This is a genomic window from Pedobacter sp. Leaf194, assembly GCF_001423945.1.
In the GTDB taxonomy this organism is placed as follows: Bacteria; Bacteroidota; Bacteroidia; order Sphingobacteriales; family Sphingobacteriaceae; genus Pedobacter.
The window spans coordinates 75,302-93,703 of sequence record NZ_LMPU01000011.1 but is presented as its reverse complement, the minus strand read 5'-3'; the positions used below and the strand labels follow the sequence as shown (position 1 = coordinate 93,703).

Sequence of the window (18,402 nt, the reverse complement as noted above, 5' to 3'; positions counted from 1 at the left end):
TAAACGTATGAAGGTTATAATCTTAGAACATCTTAAGGATATGAAAAACTCAACTTTCTTCGCTGCAGGCATTGCATTAATTCTTTCGGCAGGGCAAACGCAGGCCAAAAACCGCGTTGAATATTCACCAATTAAAATTATTTACAAGCAGGATAGTGCGAATACTATTTCTACTGCATACGCCATAAACATTAAAGAAATGGAGGCAGCGGGCCTGGCGCTAAATTCGGGTACAAATAAAACTAAAACGCTGGCTAAAAAACTTGCCGATTACTTTACAAAAAGTAATACTGAACTGAGGGCGCTGGCGAAAAGAAAAAATGTTGCCTTACCCATGAGCAAGCCTTTAGGTGGCATGCGCCCTGATGGCCGGATAGATTCGGCACCTGAAAATATGCGGGATACGAGCCGGAATCAATCTGGAACCGGCGAAGCTGGCAATAATGGAACAAGAAGTCCAAAAAACTTGCCAGCTACTCCAGCTGCAACATCAGGGCTGGCTTCCCTTTCAGGTACTAAATTCGACAGCGCATATTTAGGTAATTTGAAGGAAAGCTTAGCGCAATTAAATTCGATTTACCAGAAAGAAGCACAATCTGGCGACCCGGAGCTTAAAATGTTCGCGAAAACCCAACTGGAACAGCTTAAAAAGTTTTCCGCTAATTAATTTTATTGAAATATTTCAGCAAGTAATTTGTTGGAACGAAGCTTTGCGTCATAATCGTAAATATGGGATGTGGTCATGATTTCATTTACGCCAAATTTTGAAACGAAGCGCTCCAAATCGGCCTTAATTGTACTTTGGCTCCCAATGAATGAATAATACAACATTTGCTCAACGGCTTCTTTTTCTAATTGATCCCAATACGCGTTAATATTTTCTACAGGCGGCTTAAGCATTTCCCGCCTGCCGGTAATTACGCCTAGAAACATTCTTTTTACCGAACTAGACAAAACCTCAGCTTCCGCATCAGTATCGGCGGCTACAACATTTACGCAGGCCATAACGTAAGGCTCCTTCAAAAATGGAGAGGGCTTAAAATTATTCCGGTAAATTGTAATTGCCTGCTCAAAATATGCGGGAGCGAAATGACTTGCGAAGGCATAAGGTAAGCCTTTCTCGGCTGCTAACCTTGCACTATCTGTACTCGATCCTAAAATCCATATGGGCACCTCAAGACCTTCGCCAGGCATTGCCCGAACGTTTGATGTGCGGTTATCTCCGGAAAATAATTGTTGGAGTTTTTCTACATCACGTGGAAAGCTATGCGCAGCATTAAAATTTTCGCCCCGGATGGCTAAAGCCGTAACCTGATCCGTTCCCGGAGCCCGACCAAGGCCTAAATCAATTCGGTTTGGATAAAGTGACGCAAGTGTTCCAAACTGTTCTGCAACAATTAGCGGCGCATGGTTCGGCAACATTATTCCTCCAGAACCAACGCGAATGGTCTTTGTACCACCGGCAATAAAACCTATCAAAACCGCCGGTGCCGAACTTGCAACTCCAGCCATGTTGTGATGCTCGGCAAACCAATATCTTTTGTAGCCCAATGTTTCGGACTGCTGTGCAATTTCTAAACTCATTTTAAAGGTATCTGCAGCAGTATGGCCGTCTAAAACAGTGGCAAGATCGAGAACTGAATAAGGTATATTTTTTAAGGTATTTTCTAACATAGCGGGAATAATAAAGCACAAAAATATTGTTTATATATCCATTCAAAGGTTATCCTAAAACAAATGACGGTATGGAAACAGTTCATACTTAGTTTGATTAATTAGCAAACATCAGGCTGAAAAAATCTGTTAAAGGAGGTATGAAGTTACTTTTGAGTTTTTTGCTTTCCATTGTGGGTTCAAACGCCTTCGGCCAGTTTACGGATTCTACCAATTACCACATCGTGCTGTCATCCTCGGGTTCGGTAAACCGAACAAATAACGAGAACGCATACCTTCTAAATAACAGTTTGAATTTTGGTTTGAAGAAGAAAAGTATCGTTTTAAATAGCAGCAGCACATGGCTTTACGGTAAGCAAAATAGTGCATTAAGCAACAACGATTTCTCAACAACGATGAACTTTAACCTGTACAAAACCTTTCCGCATTTTTACTATTGGGGTTTGGCTAATTACAACACCAGTTATTCCCTGCAGATTAAAAACCAATTACTTGCCGGTGTTGGCATCGCTTACAACTTTATCGATAAACCGAATGCGTACATCAATTTAAGTAATGGAATTTTGTTTGATAAAAGCAGTTTGGTTGAACTGGAAAATTATACAACACTTCGAAATTCGCTGAGGTTGCAATATCATTTTTTAATTAAAGATATCATCACAATAGATGGAAGCCACTTTTTGCAAAATTCTTATGCCAGAAAAGGCGATTACATTATTCGTTCTGCAACAACCTTAGGCCTTAAAATCAGAAAGTGGATTAGTTTAACAACAGCCTTAAATTACAACAAGTTAAACATTACAGGGCGGGAAAACTTAAATTTAACTTACGGGTTAAGTGTAGATAAATATTTTTAACCAAAACAAACATAGCGCTCTATAAAAGTTTTTCGGTTAATCATTTCCAGAAACGGATAATCGCCCGAAAGTTGCTTTCTCACCCGCATGCGGTATAAAAAATGTCCTCCCAAATCAACAATTATTGGTGCTGTTGCGGAAAACCATACAGCATGAGGCTGTTTCCAGCAAAAATGATAAAAATTTGAGGTAATGCTTACACCCTTTATTTCTGGATGGTAGAAATTTAAAACCTTCGGGACTTCAACCGCCCTTAAAACATCAGCCTTCCTAACCATAGAAAGGTGGTCGCTTTTTCTAAATTCGTAGTCTTTTAATTTTGGATCATCCGGGTGAGGCAGGTTCTTTAAAATCTTAAAGCCTTTGAATTTTTTTCCATTCAGTATCCAAATCATCTTTGGATAAAAAGCTTCCCTGCTCTTCATCTCAGCAACGCTTATTGGCGAGTTCTGAAACTCTATTGCGGTGCCGCAAGGTGTATACACATCTGCACGATGTAACTCGCCTGTGGTTTGGCAACAAAAACTTTTTTCCCTATACTCCAGCGGAAAAGCTTTCTTCCAGTTTCTATGCCATACACTTTCTTTATGATATTTCTCCGGAACCCAAAGCGGTGGCAGACTTAACGCAGCAGCATCCGGAAATTCTGTAATAAGATTTTCTTCACTCCTATTCATTTCCTTTAAAAATGTTCACCACATTGGTTTTCCATTTTATATAGCCAAGATTACCACAGGTGTAAGCAACAAAATTTTCAACTTCTTCCGGCACATCATTTACCACGCGAAAACGAATCGTATATTTTGGATTGTAACTTATGTAAATTACCAGATCATCTTTCGGTTGCCCAACAGAAAGCATAGCCTGCAAATGAATATCCTGCAGTTCGGCAGCGGCTTGCTTAAGTCGTTCATTCATTATTTTGGAAAGCGAAATATCCGGTACAAAATCAGTTTCTGTAATGGCAAGTACGGTAACCGTCATATATAATCTTCAATTAATCTTTTTGGAACAATAGCATCAACAAATAAACTACTGTTACAACGGCAAAAATATACTAATATTTTTAGCAAGCAAATATTTAGGATATAAATTTACCCTCCGTGCGGTAACTTACTGTTGATTAATGAAATAAAATTGCACCTAAAAAGGATTGAAATTTATATATTCAGAGCGGAAACATTAATGTATAGCATTGTCGACTTTATTCTCTGAATTTGATTTCAAGATTTATCCGCTAAGCGAGCAGGCAGTTACGCTTACTTTCGGGAGCGAAATTGCAGAACCAACAGCTGCTAAAATCGCCCGCTTCAATTTGCTGCTCGAAGCTAATCCTTTTCCAGGTTTTAAGGGATGTGTTGCGGGTTATACCACGTTAAGTATTTTTTACAATCTATTAGAGGTAAGTAGTAGTGAGCTTTGTGGCGACAACGGCTTTGAAAAGGTATCACATTATTTAAAGTCGCTGAGCGATAATAGTAAGTTGGATGGCCGGAATTTTACTCCAAAACGCATTGTACTACCTGTTTGCTACGTTGCCGATTATGGTTTGGATTTAGATGAGGTTGCAAGGAATGCTAAATTATCTGTTGATGAAGTTATCGACCTCCATACCCGTCAAATTTATAAGGTATACATGATTGGCTTTGTACCTGGCTTTGCTTATCTGGGTGGAATGGATGAACGACTGGCAACTGCCAGAAAATTAGTCCCCAGAGCAAAAGTTGCAGCAGGGAGTGTCGGAATTGCCGGAAAACAAACTGGAATTTACCCCTTGGAAACGCCGGGTGGCTGGCAAATTATCGGGCAAACACCATTGAAAATGTTCGATTCAGACCGTTCACAGCCTTCGCTTTTAAAAGCAGGCGACGAGGTGCAATTCAAATCGGTTAACTTAGAAGAATTTAAAGCGCTGGAGAAATGATGACGATAAGCATTTTAAAACCAGGCATATTAACCACCGTTCAAGATGGCGGACGGAAAAATTACCTTGCCCAGGCTGTACCTATCTCCGGCGCAATGGATAATTTATCTGCCCGGATTGCAAATATTGCTTTAGGGAACGAGGAGGATTCTGCAACAATCGAATTTACTTATGCCGCGGCAGCGTTTAAAGCAGAAACGGATCTTGTAATTGCCTACGCCGGAGATGGTGCAATGCTGGTAGCTGATGGCGTACAAATACCGTCAGAACGACCGGTTTTTATCCCAGCCGGCACCTTAATTAAGTTGACAAACAATCCTGAAGGCGCAACAACTTACTTTGCAATAGCCGGAGGATTTGAAGTGCCCGATGTGCTTAAGAGCAAAAGCACCTACTTACTTGGTGGTTTCGGGGGCTTGGAAGGAAGATGTTTAAAAATTGGCGACAGGCTATCGGGAGGCGAAAATCTCAGTTCCTTATCGCAAAAAATAATAGCAAGTATTAAAGGACCTAAAATTTCCTGGCCTGCGTGGTTCATTCCCCGCTCCTCTCTTTTACCTTCCGATAAAAAAACGATGAGGGTTTTTCCAGCCGGGGAATTTACCTGGTTTAGCCCTGATTCTATTATAAACTTTCTTTCTAAAGATTTTTTCGTCGGTATAAATAGCAACAGAATGGGAATTCAAATTTCGGGCGATAAAATATCAAAGCGCAAACAAGATGAATTGTTAAGTACAGCGGTTTGTCCGGGCACTATTCAGGTTACCGGAAATGGCGAAATGATCTTGTTGATGGCCGATTGCCAGACAACTGGTGGCTATCCAAGAATTGGACAAGTTACCGCAGTTGACCTATCGCTTTGCGCACAGCTAAAACCAAACGACACCATCTGTTTTACCGAAATTAGTTTTGATGAAGCAGAAATGCTGTATATTCAGCAGGAAAAAATATTACAAAAAATTAAACTCGCGGTTAAAAACAAATTCTTAAGCTAAACTATTTTTAATGCAGAGTATTGACCTAAATTGTGACATGGGCGAAGCGTTTGGCAATTACTTTATGCCTAACGATGAGATTTTAATGGATTACATTTCCTCGGCTAACATTGCTTGCGGTTTCCATGCAGGCGACCCGGAAGTGATGCAGCGAACGGTAAATCTGGCCATAAAAAAAGGTGTTGCGATCGGCGCACATCCAGGCTTACCAGATTTGCAGGGTTTTGGCAGACGGGCTATGAAAATTAGCGCAACTGAAGCTTACCAAATTACACTGTACCAAATTGGTGCGCTGCACGGATTTGTTAAAGCTGCCGGCGGAAGACTCAATCACGTAAAGCCACACGGCGCATTATACAACATGGCGGCCACTGATACTGGTTTGGCAAAAGCAATTGCCCAGGCCATTTTTGATTTCGACGCGGGTTTGATTTTCTATGGCCTTGCAGGAAGCGAAATGATAAAAGCCGCCGAAGCAATTGGCTTGCCTTCGGGATCGGAAGTTTTCGCAGACCGCACTTACCAACCCAACGGACAACTTACGCCTAGAAGTGAAGAGAACGCAATCATTGCGGATAAACAGGTGGCTTTGAGCCAGGTTTTGATGATGGTGAAAGATCAATGTGTTATCGCAACAGATAAGCAGAAAATAGCTTTAAAAGCAGAAACGCTTTGCCTCCATGGCGACGGGCAGCATGCAGTAGAGTTTGCAAAACTAATCTCTAAACAATTAAAGGCTGCCGGTATTATTATTCAGTCGCATAAAAAATGAAAAGAAAATACAACTGGAGTGTTTTAGTTGGTGCGGCTTTTTTAATGGCTTCATCAGCCATCGGGCCTGGTTTTTTAACTCAAACTGCCGTTTTTACAGAACAGTTGGGTGCCAGCTTTGCGTTCGTTATTTTGTTATCTATTGTGCTCGATGCCATTGCTCAGTTGAACATTTGGCGTATAATTGCAGTGGCCGATAAACCCGCCCAGGATATTGCGAACAAAGTTTTTCCGGGATTGGGCTACTTTCTTTCCTTTCTTGTTTTTTTGGGTGGCCTTGCATTTAATATTGGGAATATTGCCGGCGCCGGCTTAGGTTTAAATGTACTGTTTGGCATAAGTGTTGGCCAGGGTGCCGTAATTAGTGCGATTATTGCTATCGGCATATTTATATACAAAGAAGCCGGCAAAGCGATGGATGCATTTGCTAAAACCATGGGCATCCTGAAAATCTTTCTGGCTTTATTTATCGCCTGGGTCAGCAATCCTCCGCTTGCAGAAGCCGCAATTCGCTCCGTAAATCCAACACAGTTCAGTTTTACAGCTGTACTCACAATTGTTGGCGGTACCGTTGGTGGTTACATTACCTTTTCGGGTGCTCATCGTTTACTGGATGCCCGTCAAACTGGCATCGATAATCTGTCTGCGGTAAACAAAGGTGCCTTAAGTGCAATTGGTTTGGCTTCGGTAATGCGATTGCTCCTTTTTATTGCAGCGCTTGGTGTGGTGAGCACTGGTGCACGTTTAGACCCCGCAAATCCTGCAGCATCGGTTTTTAAACTGGCGAGCGGCCAATTTGGTTATAAAGTTTTCGGTATCGTTATTTGGGCAGCAGGAATATCTTCAGTTGTTGGTTCTGCCTACACATCGGTTTCATTCATTAAAAGTTTTCACCCGTTAATCTTAAAGTACAACCGGGAAATTATTATCGTTTTTATATTAATCTCCTGCCTTATTTTTGTGATAATTGGAAAGCCGATAAAGGTATTACTGACCGTTGGCGCAATAAATGGATTAATCCTGCCAATTGCCCTCGGCGTAATGTTGGTTGCTGCTTATCGCACAAAAATTGTTTTTGGCTATAAACAACCACTTTGGCTCACAGTTGCCGGCGGCGTAGTGGTTTTAACCATGATTTGGATGGGCTACGGCACAATTGCCCAAATGTTGACTCCATAATTTTAAATTTATGTCGAAATTTTTAATCTGTTTCCTTTTCACCCTGTTGCTGTTAAGTTCAGGTTTATCCGCTCAAAAACTACCAAATCCGCTAGTTACAACTGGAGTTTCCTTATCACTGGCAAAATATCGCAAAGCGATGATTAGCGATATTCAATACAAAATTCATTTCAACATCCCTGCCGACAAAAGCGCTGATATTTTGGCTAATGAAGAAATCACTTTTAATTTGGAGGATTTGCCCCCGTTGCTACAGCTGGATTTTAAGCAGGACGTAACGCACATTAAAAGTGTATCCGTTAACGGTAAACCGAGTGAAATTAGACTGGAACAGGAGCATCTGATAATTGATAAACAACACCTTCGAAAATCATCAAACAATATTGCCGTTCAGTTCATCGCAGGCAATGAATCGCTAAATAGAAATTCTGATTACTTATACGCTTTATTTGTTCCAGACCATGCCCGAACTGTTTTTCCATGTTTTGATCAGCCCGACCTGAAAGCACGGTTTTTATTAAGTTTGACGGTGCCAAAAGATTGGAAAGTGCTTGCAAACGGCAATAAAAAAGACTCAATTGCTACAAGTTTGGGTAATACTTACAGTTTCGATAAATCAGATTTACTTCCAACTTATCTTTTTTCATTTGCTGCCGGAAAATTTAGTGCTTTAAAAAAGGTATTTGGTAACCGGTCTATGGAATTCCTTCACAGGGAAACTGACGACAAAAAGCTCAGGCTCAGTGTAGATTCGGTTTTTATTGCGCACAAAGACGCAATCCAATTCTTAGAAAACTGGACAAGCATACCCTTTCCATTTAAAAAAATTGGCTTTGCAGCCATACCCGACTTTCAGTTCGGGGGAATGGAACATCCTGGAGAAGTTCAATATAAATCATCAGCACTGTTTTTAGATGAGGGCGCAACCCGCGATCAGTTCATTTCACGCTCAAACCTGATTTCGCATGAAACTGCACACATGTGGTTTGGCGATTTGGTTACCATGAGGTGGTTTAATGATGTTTGGATGAAAGAGGTGTTCGCAAATTTTATGGCCGATAAAGTTACCGAAAACCTGATGGGTAAAAATACCTTCGACTTAAAATTCCTTCAAGACCACTACCCTGCTGCTTATGGTATCGACAGAACTGCAGGCGCAAATCCGATTAGGCAAGAGTTGGATAATTTACAGGATGCAGGTTCTATGTACGGCAACATCATCTACCACAAAGCACCGATTATGATGCGACAACTGGAGCAGATTATGGGCAAAGAAAATTTCCAGAAAGGCATCAGAGAATATTTAAAAAAATACAGCTACAATAATGCCGACTGGACAGAACTTATTGCTATCCTGAACAAATACAGTAAAACTAATTTAGAAGAATGGAATAAAGTCTGGGTGAATTTGCCCGGTCGGCCGGTTTTTAACTACAACATAAATTATCAGGAGAATAAAATAAGTAGTTTGACGATTTCTCAAAAGCCAGAAAGCGGAAACGCAAGAATCTGGCCTCAGCTATTTAGTGTTAAACTTTTCTACCCCACCTACAGTAAAACGATTTCTGTTAATATAAAAAATGCATCTATTGATTTAATTGAAGCAAAAGGTTTAGCGAAGCCATCATTTGTACTCTTTAACGCCGATGGAATGGGTTACGGAATATTCCCGGAGGAAATGATGATGTTGGAAAACTTCGATGAACTTAAAAGTCCTTTGGAGCGTGCATCAGTTTATATAAATGCGTACGAAAACACGCTGGCAGGCAAATCCTTAGATCCCAAGAGACTTCTAAGATTTCTAACGATCGGCTTATCGAAGGAGCAAAATGAAATGAATTTGCGCCTTTTAACTGGTTATTTAACAAGTTTATATTGGAACTTTACCCGGCCGAGTGATCGCCTTGCCCTGAGCAAAACCTTGGAAGACGCGATTTGGCAGGCAATGGAACATCAGACTGCGCCCAATAACAAAAAGATTTTATTTAATACTTATCAGAATATTTATTTAAGCGCTTCAGCAGCTAAAAAAATCTATAACATTTGGGAAACGCAAACAGCACCTGTGGGTGTAAAATTGATTGATGAAGATTATACGGGTTTGGCTTTATCGATTGCATTAAAAGCTGACACAGCCAAAAACGTTTTAAATCAGCAATTGCAAAGAATTACGAACACCGACAGAAAAGCCAGGCTAATGTTTTTGATACCAGCCCTTTCTTCGGTGGAGGCCGTAAGAGATAGTTTTTTCTTCAGTTTAAAAGAAAGAAAAAACAGGGCAAAAGAGTCGTTTGTAACTACTGCGCTTTCTTATTTGCACCATCCGCTGAGACAAAATACCTCAATAAAATATTTGCCAGAAAGCCTTAAACTATTAGAAGAAATCCAGAAAACCGGCGATATTTTCTTTCCGCAATCCTGGTTATCTGCAACATTTGGCAGTTATCAGTCGGCAGAAGCTGAACAGGTTGTTACAGACTTTCTAAAAACTCACCCGGGTTATAACCCAAAGCTTAAAGATAAAATTCTGCAGTCTACAGACAATTTATTTAAGGCAAAGAAGTTGTTGAAGAATTAGCTATGCGGAACAAAGCAATGTTATTCAATTGAATCGGTTTCATTATTCAAATGGTCTAAAAGACATTTTAACAATCGTTCCCGCTGTTCTTTTAAATCAGCCTGATTTTCCTGTATCACCTGCATTTTTACATTATCGGCAGCAAGTTTTGTTCCTTTTAAATAACTAGAAAAGTCGAATGTATTTATCATGGTTATTAGTTTTCGTACATAAAAAAGACAAGCTATTTTAAATTTTGTTTGATAAAATTTTGTTACACTGGCAAGCAGCTAAATCCTGTTTTTTTTAATACTGTAAAACAGCTACTTACATTTTTTATGACTACTTACTATAATTAATGCAGTTGGAAGCTATTAATTTTGCAACATGGCAAATCAAAATATTAGCAAGTTATTGCAAAATAAAATAGAACTTTTAAAAGTTGAAGTTGAAAACGCGAAGGTTGAACTTCAGAAATGGCAAACGATAGAAGAAGAATACAACCAAAATCCGGAAAAATTCGAGCTGATGGCAACATTACTTCTCGGAGAAAATTCGGATGTAAAAAAAGCCCGGAAGAAATCTTAAAGACGTTATCTGTATAGCGACGAACCGCAAAACTTACAAAACAACGCATCATTTTCATGTCCTTCCCTACCGCAGGAAGGGCATGATTCGAGAAGTTCCTTTTTCTGTTTGGCGGCCAATGCAATATCATGTGTTATAATTCCGGTGGGTACGGCAATAATTGCGTAACCAATCAGCATCACAACTGACGCTACAAACTTTCCAATAGGCGTAACCGGGGAAATGTCCCCGTAACCAACAGTTGTAATGGTAACAATTGCCCAGTAAATGCTTTCGGGGATATTTGAAAAGCCGTTTTCCCGCTTTTCAACCAAATACATAATCGAGCCTAAAATTACAGTAAGCGTTAGTACTGTTAACAGAAAGATGCTTATTTTTCGAACACTGCCTTTTAATGCTGTAGTTAAAAAATTAATTTCAGTAAGAAAGGTACCCAACTTAAAAATCCTGAAAACCCGCAGTAAACGAAGCGCCCTAAACACCAGTAGCGCCTGCGCTCCGGGGATAAAAATACTCAGATAAGAAGGAATCAGCGAGATTAAGTCAATCAAACCCAGGAAACTGAAAACATACTGCCATGGCTTTTTAATGCTGATTAAACGCAGAAAATACTCAACTGTAAAAAGCGCCGTGAAAACCCATTCTAAAATATTAAAAAGGTTGCCATGGTGTTTGTGTATGCTTACCACGCTATCCAGCATAACCACCATAATGCTCGCAAAAATCGCGAACAACAAGGTTACGTCAAAAGCTTTACCTGCTTTTGTGTTCGATTCATAAATAATTTCATGCAACCGAAATCGTTGCTGGTCTATTTTCGATGCATCCATTTTTAAACATCAGTTTTGACAGACAACAAATTAAATTAGCGTTTGTGTTTATTGGCCATTAAGCTCTGGAAAATTCTAAAAGAAAAAAGGGAAAAAACTCGTTTGAGTTTTTTCCCTTTGGCGGAAAGCGAGGGATTCGAACCCCCGGACCTATGACAGTCAACAGTTTTCAAGACTGCCGCATTCGACCACTCTGCCAGCTTTCCATCGGCAAAAATACGAACTCAGACTGCAATAGCAAATTAAAATCTTAGTTTCGAAACTATTTTGAGCTAACTGAAAGATAACCAGAGAAATTAAATGGCTTTAATCAATTTTGCTTCCGTTATTAAGCAACCCGATTAAATACCAGGCTACTGCTGCCTTCTCCATCGATATTTAAAAAGCAAATTTTTAAAGGGCCGCAGAAATCTACAAACAAATTTACTTTAGGCATTAAGCTTTCAGCAAATTCGGCAGGAGAAATCTCATCCTTCAAATGAATAAAGACCAGATCCTGTGTTTTAAAGCTTATTCGGTCGATTTTGCCGGGCCATTCCAGTTCAATTTTCTTAAAAAACGATTTGATTTTTTGATTTTCGATTACTTCGTCCATGATTGAGCATTATAGCCATAAAAATACGGCTAGATGCGCTATAAACCCACTCAAAAACTGAATTGTTGTTAAAAATGAGTTGACAAAAATCAATTATTCAAAAAAAAAGCCCGTTGCTTTTGCAATGGGCTAAAATGGCGTGGGTTGTTTAACAAAAGGTCAGCCAAGGCATCACTTTTAAGTTGTGGCAATCCACAAAATTGAATAAGATTAACGAATAAAGAACTGTATTAGGTTCGCTTATAGTTTCTCCTAACTCATTATAAAAAAGGTTAAGAAAAAAGTCGGTTAATACGATAGACGATGCTACCCTCTATTACGCTTTTCTGTATCCAAATGTATTTGATTGCTTCGATAATTGCAAGTTTAATTTGTCTGTTCAGAACTAATGGCTGGTAAAGCAAAATAGCAACATCAATGTGTCGCTATTTTGCTTCGCGGATTAGTAGCGATGTGCCGGAACCCAGTAACGCCCGCCATGTGGCCCAACATTATAATGTCCGGGAACCCAATGCGCTCTTGGTGCTCTGGTTCTAACTACGCATGCACTCAAATTAATTACTATAACTAATAAGAGTAACAGATTTACCATTCTTTTCATAACCTAACCGTTTAGTAAACAATAACTTCAGCCTTTCGCTGTGTGTATGTTTTTGACAGTTATTGGTGCGAAAAGTTTAATGTAGTTTCATAAGTTTACAAGGTCCATTCGGGGCGCTCATAATGGCAGGTGTAGCCATAAGGGTTTTTCTGCAGGTAATCCTGATGCTCTTCTTCCGCATTCCAGAAATCGCCAGCCGGAACAACCTCAGTAATAATTTTTCCAGGCCATTTCCCTGACGCATCCATCTCTGAAATCAAGGCGTTTGCAATATCCCGCTGCTCATCGTTTAAATAGAAAATAGCAGAGCGATAAGACATGCCAACGTCATTACCTTGCCTGTTTTTTGTGGTTGGGTTGTGAATTTGAAAGAAATATTCCAGCAATTTCCGAAAGGATAATGTCGCTGGGTCAAAGATAATCTCGATTCCTTCCGCGTGCGTGCCGTGATTTCTGTAAGTTGCATTGGGCACATCGCCACCGGTATATCCAACAACTGTTGAAATTACGCCTGGCTGTTGTCTGAACAATTCCTCTACGCCCCAAAAACAACCGCCCGCAAGTATCGCTTTTTCTGTATTCATATGTTTTCTTTTAAATCTTAAAGTTACATGGATTATAATCGGCAAAGGCAACATAATTGTAATTTAATACACAGCCTTCCGGGTACATCTTACTCTACATATTTTTCCCTCATTAGTTTTTTTAAAAAAAATTTAAATTTTAAAGTATTTTCTCTTTTGACTCGTCTACGTAGATAAATCTTCATGAAAAAAGCTTTCCTGAAGTAAAACCAAAGCTTATGATTTCTGTATTTAAAACTAATGTGCAATCTGAAGTTGAACTGCACAAGCTAAAGCCAATGCTTAACTTTCCAAACGTGAACTGGAACCTGGACCTATACGACTGCGATAAGATTTTGCGCATAGATTCGCAGGAAAACGTTAATGAGGTAATCATATCCCTATTTAAAAAGCTTGGTTTTAACTGTACCGTTCTTGAGGTATTTTATAGTCCGCCGCTTTAAAAAGAAAGTGATTAGCGTTAAGCTGATCTAAAAATATTGGTTTGTAACTCTTCCAGCTAATACAGTTTGCTGCCTTAGCAACCGAGGCCGGAAATTGCGAGATAACAAACTTGCGTTTTAAGTATTTCGATTTTAGTTCTACCATTAAATAACAAAGGATGGCTTGAAAGAGCCATCCTTTGTTGAATAATAAATGTTTTTATTAGTTCCAGCCACCGCCAAGTGCATGGTAGATGTTTACAACAGCATTGAGTTGTTGCTTTTTAGTTTCTATTAATTCTAGTTTTGATTGCAACGCATCTCTCTGAGTCATTAAAACTTCGAAGTAATCTGCTCTTGCGGATTTAAACAAATCATTTGAGATATCGATTGACTGCGTTAAAGCAAGGACTTGTTTCGATTTCAAATCGTAACTTTTTTGAAGATTAGTAATGTTCGAAAGTTGATTAGCGACCTCGATATAGCCATTTAGTACCGTTTTTTCATAATTGAACACGGCCTGAAGTTGCTTTGCATTGGCTGTTAAATATTCAGCTTTAATGGCATTACGATTAATCAACGGCCCAGCCAAATCCCCTGCTAACGAATAAGCTAAAGATTCGGGCGTTCTCAACAGGTATGAAGGATTAAAGGCCTGGTAACCAATTGTGGCAGAAATGCCCAGTGAAGGATAAAATTGGGCTTTAGCAACCTTTACATCTAATTTCGCTGCTGCTAAATCGAATTCTGCCTGTTTTATATCCGGGCGGTTTGCCAATAATTGCGAAGGTAAACCTGCCTGTACTCTTGGGGGAACCAAATCCGTAAAACTTGTTTTATCCCGAACGATTGGCTGAGGATAGCGACCTAGCAGAAAGTTAATCTTATTTGCACTTTCTGTAATGTTCTGTTCAATATCAAACTCCAAACTTTTTGAATTTAACACCTCCGCTTCAAATTTTCTTACCGCCAGTTCAGTTACCCGTGTTGCCTGTTTTTGAATTTTCATCAACTCTAATGCATTGGTTTGTAAGGCAATGTTTTGTTTTACGATAGCCAGCTGGTTATCGTAAGCCAGCAACTCATAGTAGCCATTGGCCACTTCTGCAACCAGGTTGGTAATTACGAAGTTTTTGCCTTCTACGGTAGAAAGGTAGCGATTTACCGCAGCCTTTTTTGAATTGCGTAGTTTGTGCCAAATATCGGCCTCCCAGTTTGCCTGCAAGCCGAAAGCATAATCAGGCAGCACATCGGGCACTTCCTTACCCGGCGTAATGTCGGTAGATGCATCACCAGCGCCAGAACTAGTGTAGCGGCCAACTTTCTCTAATCCAGCACCAACCCTGTAGCCCACAGTTGGTAATAGCTCGCCCTTTCTGGCTTTGATTTCATTCTTAGCGATTTCAATCTCCTGCAGGGTAATATTTAATTCCTGATTATTTTTCAGGGCAGTATCGATTAAACTAACCAGATTTGGGTCGGTAAAGAACTGTTTCCACTGTATTTTGCCAGTATTTGTACTGTCAGATGAGTTGCTGAAACCCATTGGCAGGTTTTTTTGCTCATCGCGTTGTGCAAAATCAGGAACTTTACATGCCGAGTACGTAGCGCAAATAATTAACAGGCCAACGCACTTATAAATATTTCTTTTAAACATTATCTTCTATTTCTTCAGTTAATGGATGTTCTTCTTCAATTTTAATCAGCTTATGTTTTGCTGCAATTGTTCCAAATACGTAGTATAATCCTGGGATGATAACGACACCGAAAATGGTTCCGAAAAGCATACCACCAGCCGCGGCAGAACCAATCGTTCTGTTTCCTATTTTACCAGGGCCGCTGGCAATCATCAGTGGAATTAAACCGGCAATAAAGGCAAACGAAGTCATTAAAATTGGCCTGAACCTAACACCTGCACCTTCCATGGCTGCTTTTAGAACCGTGGCCCCCTGTGCCTGCCTTTGTGTGGCAAACTCAACAATTAACACGGCGTTTTTACCCAGCAAACCAATCAGCATTACCATGGCTACCTGCGCATAAATGTTGTTTTCCAGACCTAGAATTTTGAGGAAAAGGAAGGCGCCAAAAATCCCAACGGGAAGTGATAAAATTACAGAAAGCGGTAATATAAAACTCTCGTATTGTGCCGCCAGCACCAGGTAAACGAAGCCAAGACAGATTAAAAAGATGTATATCGCCTCATTACCTCTCGATACCTCATCTTTAGAAATACCCGCCCAATCGATACCGAAACCTCTTGGTAAAGTCTTTTTGGCAACTTCAGTTATCGCGGCAATGGCTTCTCCGGAACTATAACCCTGTGCAGACTGACCGCTAATTTCGGAAGCATTATACATGTTATGTCTTGTGATTTCTGAAAGACCATAAACCCGTTGCATTTTCATAAAAGCTGAAAACGGAACCATCTCATCCTTATCATTTTTAACCGATAATTTTAAAATGTCTTCGGGTAAAGCTCTGTATTGTGGCAAAGCCTGCACCATAACTTTATACTGGCGATCGTACTTGATGAAACTAGTTTCATAATTACTGCCGACAAATGTAGAAAGCGTGTTCATTGCGTTATCAATGGTAATTCCTTTTTGCTGTGCTATATCATTATCAATATTTAGCATATACTGTGGAAAACTGGCACTATAAAATGTAAACACAGAGGATAGCTCTTTGCGTTTATTAAGTTCGCGAACAAAATCGTTAGCAACTGTTTCCATCTTTTTATAATCGCCACTACCCGCCTTATCCAGCAAACGAAGTTCAAAACCTCCTGCCGCACCATAACCCGGAACTGCGGGTGGCTGGAAAAATTCGATTGTTGCACCCGGAATCGATTTAGATTTTTCTTCGAGTTCCTTAATGATGTCTTGAGCAGAACCTTTACGTTCATCCCAGTCTTTAAGGTTTATTAAACAGGTTCCCGAGTTTGAGCCCGTACCTTCTGTCAGGATTTCATAACCGGCGAGAGAAGATACCGATTTCACGCCATCAATGCCTTCACACATTTTTTGTAACCGCTCTGCAACCTGGTCGGTACGTTCCAAAGTAGATCCGGGCGGGGTTTGAATAATTGCATAAACCATACCCTGATCTTCGTTAGGAATAAAGCCTGACGGTACGCTGCCACTCAAGCCCCAAATACCCAGGCAGAATAAAATTAAAACCCCGAAGGTTACTAATCTCCTGCTAACAACCTTTGTTAAAACCAGTTCGTATTTGCCTGATAGTTTCGCGAAACCGCGGTTAAACCCATCTAAAAATCTATCTACAATGGTTTTCTTTTTAGCATGACCATGATTATTTTTCAACATGATGGCACATAAAGCCGGTGTGAGGGTTAAGGCAACAATACCCGAAAGGATAATCGCGGTTGCCATGGTAATGGAGAACTGACGGTAAAAAATACCAACCGGCCCGGACATGAATGTTACCGGAATGAAAACCGATGCCATAAGGAAGGTAATGGCGATAATGGCACCACTTATTTCCTTCATGGCTTCCTGTGTTGCCCGGAGTACAGACAATTTTGGATCGTTTTCCATTTTTGCGTGTACAGCTTCAATAACAACAATCGCATCATCCACAACAACACCAATTGCAAGCACGAGCGCAAACAAGGTTATTAAATTCAGCGTGATTCCAAAAAACGACATAAATACAAATGTTCCGATAAGGGAAACCGGAACTGCAATAGCCGGAATAACGGTAGAACGCCAGTCGCCAAGGAAGAGAAATACAACTAAGCCTACCAGAATAAATGCTTCCACAAGTGTGTGGATAACCTTTTCTATCGATGCGTCCAGAAACTTCGAAACGTCGTAGCTTACTTCATAATCCAATCCTTTAGGAAACGAACTTGCCTTAATCTCAGCCATTTTGGCCTTAACATCTTTAATTACCTGGCTTGCATTACTACCGTACGATTGTTTTAACACAATCGCCGCCGAAGCCTTTCCGTTTAATGTTGAATATAGGTTGTAAGCAGAAGCACTGAAATCTACATCGGCAACATCTTTTAAGCGCAGCATTTCGCCATTGGCATTTGCTCTTAAAACAATATTCTCATAACCTTCTTTGGTGTTAAATCGGCCAGAATATTTTAAAACATATTCAAAAGCCTGCGATCTTTTTCCAGAACTCTCACCTGTTTTACCGGGCGATGCTTCTAAACTCTGTTCATCAAGCGCTTTCATCACTTCATCAACAGAAATTTTATAGGCCTGCATGCGGTCGGGTTTTAGCCAGATACGCATTGCATAATCCCGGTCACCAAGAATATCGGCGAAACCTACACCATCAATCCTTTTTAGCTCTGCAAGTAAATTAATATCTGCAAAATTGTATAGGAAGTTTTGGTTCATTTTCGGGTCTTTACTATACAAGTTAATGTACATCAACATGTTAGATTCTTCCCGGGTAATTTTAACCCCTTCCCGAACAACCAATGGAGGAAGTTTATTCGTTACCGCAGCCACACGATTTTGAACGTTTAATGATGCCTGGTTAGGATCGGTACCCAGATTGAACACTACCTGAATAGACGCTTCGCCATCATTACCTGCATCGGATGCAATATATTTCATACCGGGAACACCATTTAAGGCCCGCTCCAACGGAATGACAACTGATTTTATTAATAATTCGTTGTTCGCTCCAGGATATTCTGCAGTAATATTAACCTTAGGTGGCGAAATAGATGGAAACTGCGTAACTGGCAGATAGCTGATTGCCAGCACACCAAGAAACACGATTACAAGCGATATAACTATAGAAAGGACGGGCCTTTGTATGAATTTGCTAAACATAAATT

The 18,402-nt window shown here is 40.1% G+C and carries 19 protein-coding genes and 1 tRNA gene; 9 read left to right on the top strand and 11 right to left on the bottom strand.

The window, feature by feature from the left end:
• Window positions 1-7 precede the first annotated feature (7 nt).
• Entirely contained in the window at window positions 8-667 is a 660-nt protein-coding gene (locus ASG14_RS16490) for a DUF4142 domain-containing protein (RefSeq protein WP_162238749.1), read from the top strand.
• Between the two features lie 2 nt (window positions 668-669).
• Here ASG14_RS16490 and ASG14_RS16485 read toward each other — a convergent pair whose 3' ends face one another.
• A complete protein-coding gene (locus ASG14_RS16485) occupies window positions 670-1,674 on the bottom strand; it encodes an LLM class flavin-dependent oxidoreductase (RefSeq protein WP_056872174.1) in 1,005 nt (334 codons plus the stop codon).
• A 140-nt stretch (window positions 1,675-1,814) separates the two neighbouring features.
• Here ASG14_RS16485 and ASG14_RS16480 point away from each other — a divergent pair, with 140 nt between their 5' ends.
• Window positions 1,815-2,531 carry a DUF481 domain-containing protein gene (locus ASG14_RS16480; protein ID WP_056872173.1) on the top strand — a complete coding sequence of 239 codons (717 nt, stop codon included), beginning with the start codon at window positions 1,815-1,817 and terminating at the stop codon, window positions 2,529-2,531.
• Here ASG14_RS16480 and ASG14_RS16475 read toward each other — a convergent pair.
• Both ASG14_RS16475 and ASG14_RS16470 read right to left on the bottom strand, forming a co-directional pair.
• Entirely contained in the window at window positions 2,528-3,208 is a 681-nt protein-coding gene (locus ASG14_RS16475) for a competence protein (RefSeq protein ID WP_235528609.1), read from the bottom strand. The two genes, ASG14_RS16480 and ASG14_RS16475, sit on opposite strands and share 4 nt — an antisense overlap.
• Complete coding sequence (locus ASG14_RS16470; protein ID WP_056095640.1) at window positions 3,201-3,515, bottom strand: hypothetical protein; 315 nt, start codon at window positions 3,513-3,515, stop codon at window positions 3,201-3,203. The genes ASG14_RS16475 and ASG14_RS16470 overlap by 8 nt, the downstream gene beginning before the upstream one ends.
• A 211-nt stretch (window positions 3,516-3,726) precedes the next feature.
• On the opposite strand from ASG14_RS16470, the gene pxpB reads away from it, so the two are divergent.
• From pxpB to ASG14_RS16445, 5 genes are read left to right on the top strand one after another with little or no spacing between them, the layout of a single operon-like run.
• Complete coding sequence (gene pxpB, locus ASG14_RS16465; RefSeq protein ID WP_056872172.1) at window positions 3,727-4,455, top strand: 5-oxoprolinase subunit PxpB; 729 nt, start codon at window positions 3,727-3,729, stop codon at window positions 4,453-4,455.
• Window positions 4,452-5,450, top strand: coding sequence for a biotin-dependent carboxyltransferase family protein (locus ASG14_RS16460; protein WP_235528608.1), 999 nt, complete (start codon window positions 4,452-4,454; stop codon window positions 5,448-5,450). The genes pxpB and ASG14_RS16460 overlap by 4 nt, the downstream gene beginning before the upstream one ends.
• A 10-nt stretch (window positions 5,451-5,460) precedes the next feature.
• The gene (locus tag ASG14_RS16455; RefSeq protein ID WP_056872170.1) at window positions 5,461-6,222 is read left to right on the top strand and encodes a 5-oxoprolinase subunit PxpA; all 762 of its coding nucleotides are present in this window, start codon (window positions 5,461-5,463) and stop codon (window positions 6,220-6,222) included.
• Window positions 6,219-7,400, top strand: a complete 1,182-nt coding sequence (locus tag ASG14_RS16450; protein ID WP_056872169.1) for an NRAMP family divalent metal transporter — start codon at window positions 6,219-6,221, stop codon at window positions 7,398-7,400. The genes ASG14_RS16455 and ASG14_RS16450 overlap by 4 nt, the downstream gene beginning before the upstream one ends.
• Window positions 7,401-7,410: 10 nt before the next feature.
• Complete coding sequence (locus tag ASG14_RS16445) at window positions 7,411-9,978, top strand: M1 family aminopeptidase (RefSeq protein WP_056872168.1); 2,568 nt, start codon at window positions 7,411-7,413, stop codon at window positions 9,976-9,978.
• Between the two features lie 20 nt (window positions 9,979-9,998).
• Here the strand turns inward: ASG14_RS16445 and ASG14_RS20315 are convergent, their stop codons facing one another.
• The gene (locus ASG14_RS20315; RefSeq protein WP_157274966.1) at window positions 9,999-10,169 is read right to left on the bottom strand and encodes a hypothetical protein; all 171 of its coding nucleotides are present in this window, start codon (window positions 10,167-10,169) and stop codon (window positions 9,999-10,001) included.
• 175 nt (window positions 10,170-10,344) lie between these two features.
• Between ASG14_RS20315 and ASG14_RS16440 the strand changes: the two genes are divergently transcribed.
• Window positions 10,345-10,545 (top strand): hypothetical protein, encoded by a 201-nt coding sequence (locus tag ASG14_RS16440; protein ID WP_056872167.1) that lies wholly within the window; start codon window positions 10,345-10,347, stop codon window positions 10,543-10,545.
• Window positions 10,546-10,550: 5 nt separating this feature from the next.
• Here the strand turns inward: ASG14_RS16440 and ASG14_RS16435 are convergent, their stop codons facing one another.
• From ASG14_RS16435 to msrA, 5 genes are all read right to left on the bottom strand, one after another.
• A complete protein-coding gene (locus ASG14_RS16435; RefSeq protein WP_056872166.1) occupies window positions 10,551-11,375 on the bottom strand; it encodes an ion transporter in 825 nt (274 codons plus the stop codon).
• 118 nt (window positions 11,376-11,493) lie between these two features.
• Window positions 11,494-11,581 (bottom strand) — tRNA-Ser (locus ASG14_RS16430).
• A gap of 122 nt (window positions 11,582-11,703) precedes the next feature.
• Window positions 11,704-11,970: a hypothetical protein gene (locus ASG14_RS16425; RefSeq protein WP_056872165.1), complete on the bottom strand. Its 267-nt coding sequence runs from the start codon at window positions 11,968-11,970 to the stop codon at window positions 11,704-11,706.
• 442 nt (window positions 11,971-12,412) lie between these two features.
• The gene (locus ASG14_RS20440) at window positions 12,413-12,571 is read right to left on the bottom strand and encodes a hypothetical protein (RefSeq protein ID WP_200940360.1); all 159 of its coding nucleotides are present in this window, start codon (window positions 12,569-12,571) and stop codon (window positions 12,413-12,415) included.
• A gap of 95 nt (window positions 12,572-12,666) precedes the next feature.
• A complete protein-coding gene (msrA, locus tag ASG14_RS16420) occupies window positions 12,667-13,155 on the bottom strand; it encodes a peptide-methionine (S)-S-oxide reductase MsrA (RefSeq protein ID WP_056872273.1) in 489 nt (162 codons plus the stop codon).
• Window positions 13,156-13,373: 218 nt separating this feature from the next.
• Between msrA and ASG14_RS20070 the strand changes: the two genes are divergently transcribed.
• Window positions 13,374-13,598, top strand: a complete 225-nt coding sequence (locus tag ASG14_RS20070) for a hypothetical protein (protein ID WP_082491654.1) — start codon at window positions 13,374-13,376, stop codon at window positions 13,596-13,598.
• A 202-nt stretch (window positions 13,599-13,800) separates the two neighbouring features.
• Here the strand turns inward: ASG14_RS20070 and ASG14_RS16410 are convergent, their stop codons facing one another.
• Together ASG14_RS16410 and ASG14_RS16405 are read right to left on the bottom strand one after the other, a co-directional pair.
• The gene (locus ASG14_RS16410; RefSeq protein WP_056872163.1) at window positions 13,801-15,234 is read right to left on the bottom strand and encodes a TolC family protein; all 1,434 of its coding nucleotides are present in this window, start codon (window positions 15,232-15,234) and stop codon (window positions 13,801-13,803) included.
• Complete coding sequence (locus tag ASG14_RS16405) at window positions 15,227-18,397, bottom strand: efflux RND transporter permease subunit (RefSeq protein ID WP_056872162.1); 3,171 nt, start codon at window positions 18,395-18,397, stop codon at window positions 15,227-15,229. The genes ASG14_RS16410 and ASG14_RS16405 overlap by 8 nt, the downstream gene beginning before the upstream one ends.
• Window positions 18,398-18,402 lie beyond the last annotated feature (5 nt).